Source organism: Duganella violaceipulchra (assembly GCF_019166075.1).
Classification (GTDB): Bacteria; Pseudomonadota; Gammaproteobacteria; order Burkholderiales; family Burkholderiaceae_D; genus Rugamonas; species Rugamonas violaceipulchra.
The window spans coordinates 1-14,515 of sequence record NZ_JAHTGR010000025.1 but is presented as its reverse complement, the minus strand read 5'-3'; the positions used below and the strand labels follow the sequence as shown (position 1 = coordinate 14,515).

At 62.1% G+C, this 14,515-nt stretch carries 8 protein-coding genes; 4 read left to right on the top strand and 4 right to left on the bottom strand.

The genetic code is table 11. The features are described 5' to 3' along the window. Positions 1-27: 27 nt before the first annotated feature. Complete coding sequence (gene tkt, locus KVP70_RS29730) at positions 28-1,995, bottom strand: transketolase (protein ID WP_229225186.1); 1,968 nt, start codon at positions 1,993-1,995, stop codon at positions 28-30. A gap of 178 nt (positions 1,996-2,173) precedes the next feature. On the opposite strand from tkt, the gene KVP70_RS29725 reads away from it, so the two are divergent. Both KVP70_RS29725 and KVP70_RS29720 read left to right on the top strand, forming a co-directional pair. Further along, positions 2,174-2,899 carry a 16S rRNA (uracil(1498)-N(3))-methyltransferase gene (locus KVP70_RS29725; RefSeq protein WP_217945997.1) on the top strand — a complete coding sequence of 242 codons (726 nt, stop codon included), beginning with the start codon at positions 2,174-2,176 and terminating at the stop codon, positions 2,897-2,899. A 147-nt stretch (positions 2,900-3,046) separates the two neighbouring features. Beyond that, on the top strand, positions 3,047-4,351 hold the full coding sequence (locus tag KVP70_RS29720) for an aspartyl/asparaginyl beta-hydroxylase domain-containing protein (RefSeq protein WP_217945996.1): 1,305 nt from the start codon (positions 3,047-3,049) through the stop codon (positions 4,349-4,351). Positions 4,352-4,474: 123 nt separating this feature from the next. Here the strand turns inward: KVP70_RS29720 and KVP70_RS29715 are convergent, their stop codons facing one another. Together KVP70_RS29715 and KVP70_RS29710 are read right to left on the bottom strand one after the other, a co-directional pair. Next, on the bottom strand, positions 4,475-7,354 hold the full coding sequence (locus tag KVP70_RS29715) for a TonB-dependent receptor domain-containing protein (protein ID WP_229225185.1): 2,880 nt from the start codon (positions 7,352-7,354) through the stop codon (positions 4,475-4,477). A 465-nt stretch (positions 7,355-7,819) separates the two neighbouring features. Further along, positions 7,820-8,071, bottom strand: a complete 252-nt coding sequence (locus KVP70_RS29710) for a hypothetical protein (RefSeq protein ID WP_217945994.1) — start codon at positions 8,069-8,071, stop codon at positions 7,820-7,822. Positions 8,072-8,586: 515 nt separating this feature from the next. On the opposite strand from KVP70_RS29710, the gene KVP70_RS29705 reads away from it, so the two are divergent. After that, positions 8,587-10,227, top strand: a complete 1,641-nt coding sequence (locus KVP70_RS29705; protein ID WP_217945993.1) for an NAD(P)/FAD-dependent oxidoreductase — start codon at positions 8,587-8,589, stop codon at positions 10,225-10,227. 373 nt (positions 10,228-10,600) lie between these two features. Beyond that, positions 10,601-13,366, top strand: coding sequence for a TonB-dependent receptor (locus tag KVP70_RS29700; RefSeq protein ID WP_217945992.1), 2,766 nt, complete (start codon positions 10,601-10,603; stop codon positions 13,364-13,366). A gap of 43 nt (positions 13,367-13,409) precedes the next feature. On the opposite strand, the gene corA is transcribed toward KVP70_RS29700, so the two are convergent. Further along, the gene (gene corA / locus KVP70_RS29695; protein ID WP_217945991.1) at positions 13,410-14,378 is read right to left on the bottom strand and encodes a magnesium/cobalt transporter CorA; all 969 of its coding nucleotides are present in this window, start codon (positions 14,376-14,378) and stop codon (positions 13,410-13,412) included. Between the last annotated feature and the right edge of the window lie 137 nt (positions 14,379-14,515).

Genomic DNA, 14,515 nt, shown 5'->3' with positions numbered 1-14,515 from the left:
ATAGGTAATTCAACAAGCAATTATAGATTATGCAATGACAGATTTGACTTTCGCCACGACGTTTTCCACCGTGAAGCCGAAGTGCTTGAACAGCACGCCTGCCGGGGCCGATTCACCGAAGGTATCGATGCCGACCACAGCGCCTTCCAGACCGACGTATTTGTACCAGAAATCGGTTACGCCGGCTTCGATCGCCACACGTGGCAAGCCTTTGGTCAACACGCTGGCCTTGTAAGCGGCGTCCTGACGGTCAAACACATCGGTCGACGGCATCGACACCACACGCGCCGCGATGCCTTCGCCGGCCAGCGCCGCAGCGGCGGCCACGGCCAGCTCGACTTCGGAACCGGTGGCGATCAGCGTGACCTTGGCGCCGGCCACTTCGCTCAGCACGTAGCCGCCGCGGGCGACGTCGGCGATCTGCTGGGCCGAACGCTCCTGGTACGGCAGGTTCTGGCGCGAGAAGATCAGGGTCGACGGACCGTTCTTGCGCTTGACCGCCTCGCCCCATGCGACCATCGATTCGACGGTGTCGCACGGACGCCAGTTGTCCAGGTTGGGAATCAAACGCATAGCCGAGACGTGCTCGACCGACTGGTGGGTCGGGCCGTCTTCGCCCAGGCCGATCGAATCGTGGGTGAACACGAAGATCGAACGCAGCTTCATCAGCGCGGCCATGCGCAGCGCGTTGCGGCTGTAGTCGGAGAAGGTCAGGAAGGTGGCGCCGAACGGGATGTAGCCACCGTGCAGGGTGACGCCGTTCATGATGGCCGACATGCCGAACTCGCGCACGCCGTAGTTGACGTGGTTGCCCGGCTTGCCGGAACGCAACGCGACGCACTCTTTCCAGTTGGTCAGGTTGGAGCCGGTCAGGTCGGCCGAGCCGCCCAGGAATTCCGGCAGCACCGGCGCCAGCGCCTGGATGGCGTTCTGGCTGGCCTTGCGGGTGGCGATGTTTTCTTTCTTGTCGACGCAGGCGGCGATGCCGGCCGCCAGGGTCGCGTCGAACGCGGCTGGCAGGTCGCCGGCCATGCGGCGGCTCAGTTCTGCGGCTTCAGCCGGGAATTGCTTGCCGTAGGCGGAGAAGGTCTCGGCCCACGCGGCTTCCAGCTTGGCGCCGGCGGCCTTGGCGTCCCAGGCGGCGTAGATGTCGGCAGGGATCTCGAACGGCGCGGCGCTCCAGCCGATGTATTCGCGTACTGCGGCGATTTCCTTGTCGCCCAGCGCGGCGCCGTGCACCTTGTCGCCACCCTGCAGGTTGGGCGAACCCTTGCCGATGATGGTCTTGCAGCAGATCAGGGTCGGCTTGCTGGAGGTCTTGGCGGCGGCGATGGCGGCCGAGACGGCGGCGACATCGTGGCCGTCGACGGCGCGGATCACGTTCCAGCCATAGGCTTCAAAGCGGGCCGGGGTGTCGTCGGTGAACCAGCCTTCGACCTTGCCGTCGATCGAGATGCCGTTGTCGTCGTACAGGGCGATCAGCTTGTTCAGGCCCAGGGTGCCGGCCAGCGCGCATACTTCGTGCGAGATGCCTTCCATCAGGCAGCCGTCGCCGACGAAGGCGTAGGTGTAGTGGTTGACGATGTCAAAGCCGGGCTTGTTGAACTCGGCGCCCAGCAGGTACTCGGACAGCGCCATGCCGACCGCGTTGGCGATACCCTGGCCCAGCGGGCCGGTGGTCGTTTCCACGCCCGGCGTGACGTCCACTTCCGGGTGGCCCGGGGTTTTCGAATGCATCTGGCGGAAGGACTTGATGTCGTCCATGCTGACCGCGTAGCCGGACAGGTGCAGCAGCGCGTAGTGCAGCATCGAACCGTGGCCGTTCGACAGCAGGAAGCGGTCGCGGTTCACCCATTTCGGGTTGGCCGGGTTGTGGCTGTAATGGCCACTCCACAGCGCCACGGCGATTTCGGCCATGCCCATCGGCATGCCTGGGTGGCCGGAATTGGCCTTCTGGACGGCGTCCATTGCCAGCGCGCGGATCGCGTTAGCCATTTGGGTGGTTGGAAGCATAGAAGTCATCGTTGGTCTATCACGGAAGTATGGAAACTGGTGGCAATGGAATGCTGCGGTCGTTACTGCTCTGTACTGCAGGCTTGCTGAACCCATTATTTTACCAGACCGAGGCGTCCAGCATTTAAAATTGCGGAACTCAAACCGACCGGATTCGCGCATGCCTCGCTTTTATATCTCCCAGCCTTTGGCCATCGGCCAGCTCGTCAGCCTGCCCGAGGCGGTCGCCCACCACATCCAGGTGCTGCGGCTGGCGCCGGGCGAACTGGTCACGCTGTTCAACGGCCAGGGCGGCGAATACAGCGCCACCCTGAGCGAGATCGGCAAGCGCCACGTCAGCGTCGAGGTCAAGACCCACCAGCCGCGCGAGGTCGAGCTGCCGTTCGGCATCACGCTGGCGCAGGCCCTGCCCGAGGCCAGCAAGATGGACTGGATCATCGAGAAGGCGATCGAGCTGGGCGTGTCCGGCGTGCAGCCGCTGGCGGCGCAGCGCTGCGTGGTGCGGCTGTCGGCCGAACGGGCGGAAAAGAAGATGGCGCACTGGCAGGGCATCATCGAGTCGGCCTCCGAGCAGAGCGGCCGCAACCGCCTGGCCCAGCTGGCGCCGCTGCAGGACTACAAGCAGTGGATCACCCAGCAGGACATGCACCGCCGCATCATCCTGACGCCGCGCGCCGGACAGTCGCTGGCCGACTGGGCGCGCCACCAGAGCCCGCAGGCGGTGACGCTGGTGATCGGCCCCGAGGGCGGCCTCAGCGACGCCGAGGAAAACCTGGCGATCCAGCACGGCGCCCTGCCGCTGGCCATGGGCCCGCGCATCCTGCGCACCGAGACCGCCGGCCTGTCGGCCGCCGCCATTTTGAGCGGACTGTGGGGCGGCATGTAACGGCCTGCGGCGAAATGTAACGCAATGATGCGGAATTCCAACACTTGATCTGGTTTCATGGCGCCCTTGCCGCTGGCGGCTAGGACGACGGGCTATAATTTTTTGGCAGGCAACAAAGCTTCCCTGCCAACCCGTCAACGACTAGAAATGATCACCTCCATGCACCATCCGCACACGGCAGCTGAAGTCGCCATCCTGGAGGCCGCAGCAATCAAAGCCAGCAAGGCCGGACAGGAGGAAGAAGCCGGCCGCACCTGGGCCCGCATCCTCGAACTGCAGCCGGCCCATGTGCTGGCGCTGAGCTCGCTGGGCAAGCGCGCCTTCCGCTACAACGACATCGCCACCGCGCGCCGCGCCTTCGAACGGCTGGCGCAAGCCGCGCCGGACGATCCGCAAAGCTGGATCAGCCTGGCGCTGGCCTGCCAGCGCCAGCAGGATGAAAAAGCCGAGGAAATCGCCATCCACAACGCGCTGGTGGCCGATCCGTCGCACATGGTGGCGCTGATCCTGCGCGCCAACCTGCTGGAACGGCAAGGCAAGACCCACCAGTCGGCCTCGGTGTATGGCGCGGTGGCGGCGGTGGCGCCGCCGGTCGAGCAGCTCGACCCCGGCATGCGCGACGCCGTCCAGCATGCGATGCAGTATCTCGACCAATACCACGCCGGCTACGGCCGCTTCCTGGACAACTTCCTCGCACAGCAATACCAGCAGTACGCCGGCGAAGACCTGGGCCGCTTCCGCGAATCGGTGGACCTGATGGTGCGCCGCAAGCGCCGCTACGAATCGGCGTCGATGATGTACCACTACCCCGGTCTGCTGCCGCAAGCCTTCCTGCCGCGCGAGCAGTTCCCGTGGCTGGACGCGCTCGAGGCCGGCACCGACGCCATCCGCGACGAGTTCCTGCAAGTGCTGCAGGCCGAGGACGGCTTCACGCCCTACCTGACCTATGCCGCCGACGTGCCGCACAACCAGTTCGCCGAGTTGAACAACTCGCCGCGCTGGAGCGCCTTCCATCTGCTCAAGGACGGCGTGCCGGTGCCGGACAACGCCGCCCAGTGCCCACGCACGATGGCACTGCTGGGCGGGGCGCCGCAGCCGGACCAGCCCGGCCGCACGCCGACCGCGATGTTCTCGCTGCTCAAGCCCAAGACCCGCATACCGCCCCACGTCGGCGTCAGCAACGCGCGCCTGGTCACGCACCTGCCGCTGATCGTGCCGCCCGGTTGCGGTTTCCGCGTCGGCAACGATACCCGCGAGTGGGTGCCGGGCCAGGCCTGGGTGTTCGACGACACCATCGAACACGAAGCCTGGAACGACAGCGAGCAGCTGCGCGTGGTCTTGATCTTCGACATCTGGCATCCGCAGTTGTCGCTGGCCGAACGCGCGCTGATCACGGCGCTGACCGACGGCATCAACAGCTTCCGCGGCCAACAGGGCGGCTTCGACCTCTGACGGTCACGCGCCCCGCCACGACGGCGCCTGCGGGCGCCGTTTTTTTTGCCCCCACCGATCGAACAGGCAAAAAAAACGGCACCCGAAGGTGCCGTTTTGGTAGAACGCTAGCGACTAATCAGATTAGAAGCGTGCGGTCAGGTTCAGGTACAGGAAGCGACCCATCGAATCGTAGACCTGTGGGTAGCCGTTACCGTTAGCCGAACCAGCGGCAGCGGTCACCAGGGTCGACACGGTCGGAGGGTCTTTGTCGAACAGGTTGTTGATGCCGGCGCTCAGGCTGATCTTCTTGGTGATCGCGTACTGAACGTTCAGGTCGAAGTAATTACGTACCGACAGGTGATCTTCGATCGTTGCTGGGGCCGCAGCCGTATGCAACAGGGCGTCCGAGCTCAGGCCCTCTTGCTTGGTCGAACCAACATAGCGCCAGGTGCCCGACACGTCGAACTTCCAAGGAGTCGACCAGGTCACGCGCGCTTTATGACGCCATTCCGGGGTAGGCGTACCGCAAGTGGCGCCGAAGTAGCCTTTGCAGTCATACGTACCCAGGCCAGGTACGTTCTCGGTCGTATTTGAACGCATGTAGGTGCCATTCAGATTGTAGTTGATGGTGCCCATGGCGCCAGCACGCATCACGTAGGCCGCGCCCAGATCCAGACCGGAGGTGCCGACCGAACCGATGTTCGCGTTGGTAGCCGTCACATAGCCCAGTGGACCGTTAGGCGACAACCACAGGCTGCCCTGCGAATCACGCTTGACCAGCGCGCAGAAGATCGGGCTGGCATTGTTCAGGCACTGGGTCAGAGCAACCGTAGGATCGACGTTCGAGATCGTGTTCTTAATGTCAATCTTGAACGCGTCCAGCGTGATGGTCAGGTTTTTGATCGGAGTCAGCACCAGGCCCAAGGTGTAGGTCGTGCCTTCTTCCGGCGCCAGGTTCGGGTTACCACCGGTCAGGCTGGAGTGCTGGTTGGCGGAGTTGGCTTCGATATGGCCGTACTGGGCAGCGCTCACGCCGGTGTTGGCGCACTGAGCTGCGGTAGCGGCCGGCTTCGTGCCTTCGCATGGGTCGATCGCGGGACCGTTGTTGCCGATCGATTGCGGGTTGTACAGGTTAGGAATGGTCGGAGCACGAACGGCGCGCTGGTAGCTGCCGCGTACACGTACCAGGTCCGCGACCGGGGCCCAGTCCACGCCCACGCCATAGGTGTTGGCGGTATGGTCGGTGCTGTACTCGGAACGACGGAACGAGCCCGACAGATCCAGCGAATCAGCAAACGGTTTTTTCTCCAGCAGAGGAACGCGGGTCTCGGCGAAAATTTCCTTGACCGAGTAGCCGCCAACCAGCGGAGGCGATGCGCCGCCGGCGCCGGACAGGTCGCCCGACAGGCTGGTGTCATCCGGACGGAAGACCAGTTTCTCGGCACGGCGTTCAACGCCGAACGACACGCCGATGCCATTAGTCGACCATGGCGACTTGATGCCGTACACGCCCAGGTCGGCGCCGACGTTACCGCCCATGATGATCTGCTGGGTATAACCGGTGACGATGCCCGAAGCGTTCAGGTAGTTCAGCATGGCCGGGGTGATGGTGCCGCCGTACAGGTTGTACGGTACGCAGTTAGGATCGTTGCCATTCACCACCGAGCGGCAGGTTGCCACGCCGCCGACGTTGACCACGTCGAATGCCTTGGCGATCTTAGCCAGCGAGAAATAATTGGTGTTCGACTCCATATGGCTGACGCGTGCGTACTGACCAAAGACATCGTAGGACCAGTTGTTGATTTCGCCCTTGACACCCATAACTTCGCGGAACGAGTTGTCGTTGATCGAGTCGATACGTGGACCGCCTTCGACGTTACGCTTACCGATGTTGACAGTGGTGGTCGAGGTTGGCGAGTTGGTCAGCTTCAGGGCAGTGCGCCATGCATCGCTCAGCATCGGGTTGTCGCCGGCGATGGTGGCTTGTACGCCGCCGAAGAAGATACCGCCTGGCGCCACTTGCGCGTCGGTCGAGTAGTTGTGGAAACCAAACTCTTGGTAAACACGAACCTTGTCGTTGATATCGTAGTGCGCCTGGGCATTGAAGCCGTACATCTGCGAAGGGCGCTGCAGATAGTTCAACGGACCGAAGTTGTATGCGTCGGTGGTGCTGTTATAGGCACGAACGCCGCCTTTGCCGTCATTGGTGAAACCACCGACACGGCCGCTAGCCTGGGTACCGGAACCCGAGCAGGTGAAACCCGCGGCGCCGCCTGCCAACGAGCACGAGCTGAAGTCGCGCGCCGCTTGCAGCACCGGATTGGTTTCTTTGTAGGTGAAGAACAAGGTAGCGTTACCCTTGTTGTTGTCGAAGTTGCTGCCCAACAGGACGCTGGCGTCTTTGGTCTTGCCGTCGAAGTTGACGTTGCCTGGTACAGGGAAGCCGCGTTTGGACACGACGCCGGCCACAGCGCTGTGCTGGTCGTGGTTGAAGCCGGCGATATTGCCCTGGACTTCAACGCCTTCGAAGTTGTCGCGCAGGATGAAGTTAATCACGCCCGCTACCGCACCCGCGCCGTACACCGCGCCGGCGCCGCCGGTCAGCACTTCAACGCGCTTGATCAGGCCGGCTGGAATTTCGTTCAAGTCCGGTGCGGAATCTTTCACGCTACCGGCCGGCAGACGCTTGCCGTTGACCAGCACCAGGGTGCGGTCGGAGCCAAGGTTACGCAGGTTGGCGGTCGCGGTACCGGACGCGCCGTTGGAGATCGCGGCGCCCTGCGCAGCAAACACTTGCGGCAGGTTGTTGAGCATGTCTTCGACATTGCGTACGCCATCGATCTTGATGTCTTTGGCGCTCAGGACTGTCACGGGGCTGGCGCCCTCGGTGTTCAGGGTTGGAATGCGCGAGCCGGTCACCTCGACTTTTTGCATCGGCTGGTCCGCCGCCTGCTGCGCGGACGCGGCATGCATACCCAGCGCAATCCCGCTGACAAAAGCCACGCGGATCGAGCGAGACAATACTGTTTCCTTGATCATTATATTGAATTCCCTTGGTGTGTTTATTAGAACGTTTAACGGCATCTTTTGGATAGCAACTAAAAACGACCCATTTCTTTGTTTAACCTCTACCGACTGAGAATAGTCTGGATAAGACTATTCGTTCACCGGCTACTTCTCTTTCTCTGCCCCAGGTAAAGATCGGCGCTTGCGTCATCGTTGATGAAATAAAGCCAAACTTTGCCGCTGTTCATAAAAACATAGCAACTCGGCTATTGTCAATGAACCTTACACAGTCGCAACGAGCGCGCGGAAGGCGGCAGTTTCTGCGCACCGGCGTGGTGCGATGCGGCAAAGCGTGGCGGCAAAGGTTCATGTGGATGTATTTTTATTAATATTTTGAATTGTCTCGTTCATACAACATTGCATTAGCATCCTACTCAGATTGCCTAAAAACATTTCCAAAAACACATTTTTAATTTCCTATCAAATAACGAAATGATCGCAAAAAAACAACAAACCACCGAACTTGCGCCATTTCCCTGCGTACTGCGGCATGTCCCGTGCAAGTACACCAAAATTTTCAACCGTCAAGCCACAACCGGCGAAAATCAATGGAAAACCATGGCTTCCCAGAACAAAGCGCATCCCATATGCCAAGGCCAACGGGTTTTTCACCGCCGGCGTTGCGCCACGAAATTTCCAAAAAGAAACATAAATGCACCAGATGCCGGACAAAAACCGGCGTCCGTCCGTTTTGGTGCTAGTCGTCTTTTCGCAACAAAATATCAGTTATTTCATTAATAAAAGATTACTCCGTAACAACACCGGAAGCCCGGCGAATTGTTTGCAGGCGAAAATTTTCCGGCGCGGGCAATGCAGTCGCCAGTTCCAAATTATTTACAGATGGCCATTCCGATTCTGAAATTTAAATATCCGCGGAATAAATAAATAGAATAAAAATCCGGCCATATTGAATAACGCCGGCTTATTCCAGCGTCGCGAAAATAAGCGGCGGAACCGCAATCGGCGCCTGGCCGCCGGAATGAATATCTCGCCGGGCCGGCCCCAACGCCTTTATTCAGCGCGCCGCGGTCGCGCCGCATTTCAACAGGCGGGCGCAGCCGGGACAGCTGCAATTGGCGGCCATTGCGGGTAAAATACGGGGTTTTACGGGCCGATCCGGCGCAGCACGCCGCCGCGCCGGCCCGACGACCATGGCGCCTAGACAGCGCCCTCTCAGGAAGCCATCCATGTTGCGATTAAACGAAGTCAAACTCCCGCTGAACCACGCCGAGGCCGACCTGCAGGCCGCCATCCGGGCGCGCCTGGACATCGCCGCCGACGCCCTGCTCGGCTACACGGTATTCAAACGCAGCTACGACGCCCGCAAGAAAACCGCGATCGTGCTGATTTATTCGCTCGACGTCGAGGTCAAGGACGAAGCAGCGCTGCTCAAACGCCTGCAACACGACGTCCACCTGATGCCGGCGCCGGACACCGCCTATAAATTCGTCGCCCACGGCGAGCAGCTGGCCGGCCACGACCAGAACCCGCGCCCGGTGGTGATCGGCACCGGGCCCTGCGGCCTGTTCGCGGCGCTGATCCTGGCGCAGATGGGCTTGCGCCCCATCATCCTCGAACGCGGCAAGCAGGTGCGCGAACGCACGGTCGACACCTTCGGCTTCTGGCGCAAGCGCGAGCTCAATCCCGAATCGAACGTACAGTTCGGCGAAGGCGGCGCCGGCACCTTCTCGGACGGCAAGCTGTACAGCCAGATCAAGGACCCGAAACACTACGGCCGCAAGGTGCTCACCGAGTTCGTCAAGGCCGGCGCGCCGGAGGAAATCATGTATGTCAGCAAACCGCACATCGGCACCTTCCGCCTGGTCAAGATGGTCGAGCAGATGCGCGCCAACATCGAGCAGATGGGCGGCGAATACCGCTTTGAGAACAAGGTGGTCGACATCGAGATCGAGCAAGGCCCGGACGGCGGCCAGGTACGCGGCCTGACCCTGGAGAGCGGCGAGAAGATCGTCACCAACCACGTGGTACTGGCGGTCGGCCACAGCGCGCGCGACACCTTTGAAATGCTGTACCGGCGCGGCGTCTACGTCGAGGCCAAGCCGTTCTCGATCGGCTTCCGGGTCGAGCATCCGCAATCGCTGATCGACGCCTGCCGCTTCGGCCCCAACGCCGGCCACCCCATCCTCGGCGCCGCCGACTACAAGCTGGTGCACCACGCCTCCAACGGCCGCGCCGTGTACAGCTTCTGCATGTGTCCGGGTGGCACGGTGGTGGCGGCCGCGTCCGAACCGGGCCGCGTGGTCACCAATGGCATGAGCCAGTATTCGCGCAACGAGCGCAACGCCAACAGCGCCATCGTGGTCAGCATCTCTCCGGAAGTCGACTACCCCGGCCACCCGCTGGCCGGCATCGAGTTCCAGCGCCGCCTGGAAGAGAAGGCGTTCGAGCTGGGCGGCGGCACCTACAACGCGCCGGGCCAGCTGATGGGCGACTTTGTCGCCGGCCGCGCCTCGACCGAGTTCGGCAGCGTGGTGCCGTCGTACAAGCCGGGCGTGCACCTGACCGACCTGGCCACCATCCTGCCGGAGTTCGCCGTGAGCGCGCTGCGCGAAGCCTTCCCGGCGTTCGACAAGCAGGTCAAGGGCTATTTCAAGCACGACGCCGTGCTGACCGGGCTGGAGACGCGCACCTCGTCGCCGATCCGCATCAAGCGCCGCGACGACACGCTGCAAAGCCTGAACACGCGCGGCCTGTTCCCGGCCGGCGAAGGCGCAGGCTACGCCGGCGGCATCCTGTCGGCCGGCGTCGACGGTATCAAGGTGGCCGAGGCGGTGGCGCTGTCGATGGCCGCCGACCAGCAACCGTAATCCCCTCCCCAGGACCGGCCGCCGCAGCCAGCTGCGGCGGCCCGCGCCCCTCTCCGCGCCTGTTATCAGATGAATAAGCAGTCATCACACATCACACCCCCCCACTCGCATGAACTTGGTTTAACGCCAGGCACTTCACTAGCATAACTCGGCAACAAACAACCAAATACTTTGTATTTTTGTGTAAATAAGTGGTCTTTTTTTGAAATAACCATCAAAAGTGTTGTTTATTTCATTGTTGTTACAGAGCGCCAATTGACCTTGCCGGACTCAAGTGGTCTGATGACCGCCTGAATAATTTATAGATGGATTATTCATTATGAAATTCTCAATGACAAAGTACTAAGCCGTAACCTCGCTAGGAGTTCAAGCAATGATGATGGAAACTGTAATTTCGCGTTCCCTGCGCCTGATGTTTTCGGGCAGCGCTGCACTGATCGGTGCAGGCCTGCTGGCGCAGCCAGTATTTGCACAGGATACCCCTGTCATACAACGCGTGGAAATCACCGGTTCGTCGGTTAAGCGTGTCGACGCTGAAACCTCGCTGCCGGTACAAGTGGTCACCAAGGCTGACATCGCCCGCACCGGCGCCACCAGCACCGAAGAACTGTTGCAGTCGATCTCCGCCTTCTCCTCGGCGGGCGGCACCAGCAACGCCACCGGCGCCGGCAGCTCGACCGGCGGCCTGTCGTCGATCTCGCTGCGCGGCCTGGGCTCGACCCGCACCCTGGTGCTGGTCAATGGCCGCCGCCTGGCGGCGTTTGCCGGCAGCGACGGCGCCTCCGTCAACGTCAACGTCATCCCGCTGGCCGCCATCGAGCGCGTCGAAGTGCTGAAGGATGGCGCCTCCGGCGTGTACGGCAGCGATGCCGTGGCCGGCGTGGTCAACTTCATCCTGTCCAAGCAGATCGACGGCGTGGAAATCACCGGCGGCTACGGCTCCCCATCGAACAGCGGTGGCGGCCAGAACAGCAAGGCCTCGATCACCGGCGGCTTCAACACCGACAAGCTGCACCTGGTCGCTTCCGGCTCCTACGAGAAAGAAAAGGCCTTGTTCGGCCGTGACCGCGACTACGCGGCCACCTCGACCAAGCTGCCTTACTACAACGGCACCGCGACCGGCCTGGGCAACATCCAGGGCTCGTTCACGCCAGGCAAAGGCACCGACGCCGGCTTCAGCTCGGGCGGTTCGGGCTACGGCAATCCGCTGGCCATCGGCGACAAGTGCGGCACCATCAAGATGGGCACGCTGCAAGGCGGCGCCAAGGGCTCGCCTTACTGCTACTACGACAGCGGCCCGGACGTCGGCCTGACGCCCGATCGCGAACTGTTCAACTTCACCAGCAACCTGAGCTACCAGCTCAACGAGAACCACCAGCTGTTCGGCGACGTGTTGTACTCGCAGAGCAAAGTCACCCAGACCTACCAGGCATCGCCGGCGCGCGCCAGCTTCTTCGAGACCGACGGCGAGTTCGCCAAGCAAGGCGTGGACGCGGCACTGCTGCTCTACCCAAGCAACCCGGTCTACCAGTCGATCGCCGCGCCTTACCTGCACAGCCAGGGCTTCGATTCGCTGATCGGCAAGCCACTGTCGATCACCTCGCGCGTGTTCGACTTCGGTCCACGCCAGAACGTCGACACCGCCAAGCAGGCACGCGTGGTCGTTGGCGCCAAGGGCACCATCGGCGCGGTCGACTACGAAGTGGCGCTGAGCCACAACGAGTCCAAGCTCAACAGCGCTGTGACCACCGGCTACTTCTCGCAAGTGGCCTACGCCAAGATCATCAACGCCAGCAACTGGAATCCATGGGCGGCAGGCGGCGTGCAGACTGGCGCCCTGGCCGACCAGCTGAAAGGCGCAGCCTTCAGCGGCGACTTCCTGGCCGCGAAATCGACCAGCGATTCCTTCGACGCCAAGATCACCGGCGACTTCTGGACCATCGCCGGCATCACCCCGCAATACGCGGTGGGCGCGCAGTCGCGCAAAGAGAACTACACCACCAATCCGAGCGCGGCCTACCAGTCGGGCGACATCTCCGGCCTGGGCGGCTCGGTCGTACCTATCGACCGCGACCGTACCGTGAACTCGGCGTTCGGCGAACTGAGCGTTCCGCTGACGAAGACGCTGGAAGCCAACCTGGCGGTGCGCGACGACCATTACGACGACGTCGGCAACTCGGCCAACTGGAAGGGCAATGTCCGCTGGCAGCCGACCAAGACCTTCCTGCTGCGCGGTTCGTACGGCACCGGCTTCCGCGCACCGTCGCTGGTCGACCTGTGGCAGCCGCAGACGCTGGGTACTTCCGAGCAGTTCAACGACCCGGCGACCAAGCAAACCGGTCTGCAGGTCAATGCGCTGTCCGGCGGCAATCCTAACCTGAAGCCAGAGAAGTCGAAGCAGTACTCGTTCGGCGCCGTATGGCAGCCGGTATCGACCGCCAGCATCGGCGTGGACTTCTTCAACATCAACATCCGCGACATCCTGGCGACGCCGTCGGCACAAGAGATCGTGTCGCGCTTCCGCGCCGGCGACCCGGCCTACGCAGGCCTGGTGACCCTGAACGGCAACGACATCGTCAGCATCCGCTCGACCTTGGCCAACACCGGCAACGCCAACGTGCAGGGCCTGGACCTGACGGCCAACTGGAAGGACAACTTCAGCTTCGGTAAGCTGGAAGCCAACCTGAACGGTACCTACATGGATACCTTCGACCAGACCAGCCCTGGCGGCGACGTGTCGCACAAGGTCGGCACCATCGTTGACGGTTCCGGCAACCCGGTGATCGGCGCGCAAAACGGCGGCGTGATCCTGCGCTGGAAACACCAGCTGGCGACCACCTGGAGCAAGGGTCCATGGTCGACCACCCTGGTGCAAAACTATCGCAGCGGCTACCAGGTCGGCCATGACTTGAACGACAACAAAGTGTTCATCTCGTCGGAAGCCATCTACGACGCCAACGTGACCTTCCGCGGCATCAAGAACCTGACCCTGGCGCTGGGCGTGAAGAACCTGTTCGACAAGCAGCCTGACACGATAGGCACCGCGGTCACCAATCAGTTCCAGTCCGGCTACGACATCAACCAGTACGATCCACGTGGCCGCTTCGTCTACGTGACCGCTGGCTACAAGTTCAAGTAAGCCTTAGAAATCGAAACGCCCCGGAAACGGGGCGTTTTTTTGTCTACAACCAGCCGGACTTCTTGAAGCGCCGGTGCAGGTACAGGCACACGCCCACCATCACCAGCACCGCCATCGGATAGCCGTACTTCCACTCCAGCTCCGGCATGAACTTGAAGTTCATCCCCCACAGTCCGGCAAACGCGGTGACGATCGCGAAGATCGCCGCCCACGCCGCCAGCCGCTTGTTCACTTCGCTCTCCTCGATCGCCACCATCGACAGGTTGACCTGGATCGCCGTGGCGATGGTGTCGCGGATGCCGTCGAGCGAGGCGCTGATGCGGTGCAAATGGTCATGCACGTCGCGGAAGTATTCCTGCGTGTCCTGGCACATGGCCGGCACGCGGCCGCCGTGCAAGCGCCCCACCGCCTCCATCAACGGCGACACCACGTGGCGCACGATGGTCACCTTGCGCTTGAGCTCATACAGCCGCTGGATGTTGTCGCGCTGCTTGCCCTGGCTGAAGATCAGCTCCTCGATTTTTTCCAGCTCCGTCTCCAGCATGTCGAGCACCGGGAAGTAGCGGTCCACTACCGCGTCCATCAGCGCATACAGCACGAACGCCGGGCCCAGGCGCAGCATGTGCGGCTCCTTCTCGGCCCGCGCGCGCACGCCGAGGAAGCCCTGCTGGCTGTGGCCGTCGCGCGCCGACAGCACATAGTTGTCGCCGACGAAAATATCCACCTCGCCGACCGCCACATCGCCGTCGCGGCACTCGATGGTCTTGACCACCACGAACAGCGAATCGCCGTACTCCTCGATCTTGGGGCGCTGGTGGCCGCGCCGCGCATCCTCCACCGCCAGCTCGTGCAGGCCGAACTCCTGCTGCATGATCGCCAGCTCGTCCGGCTGGGCGTCGCGCAGCGCCACCCAGACAAAGGTTTCCGGCTTCTCGATGTAGTCGCTGATCTCCTCGACCGGAATGTCCGCCAGCTTCTGGCCGTCCTGATAGGCCACACAATTAATCAACATACTGTTTCCATATCGAGTAGGGGGTGAAGTTGCCCTCACCGCCCTCTCACACCACCGTACATGCGGTTCCGCATACGGCGGTTCATTAAACAAACTGGAAACGCCGCTGAGTGTCCAGCAGCGAAACCAACCCTAAT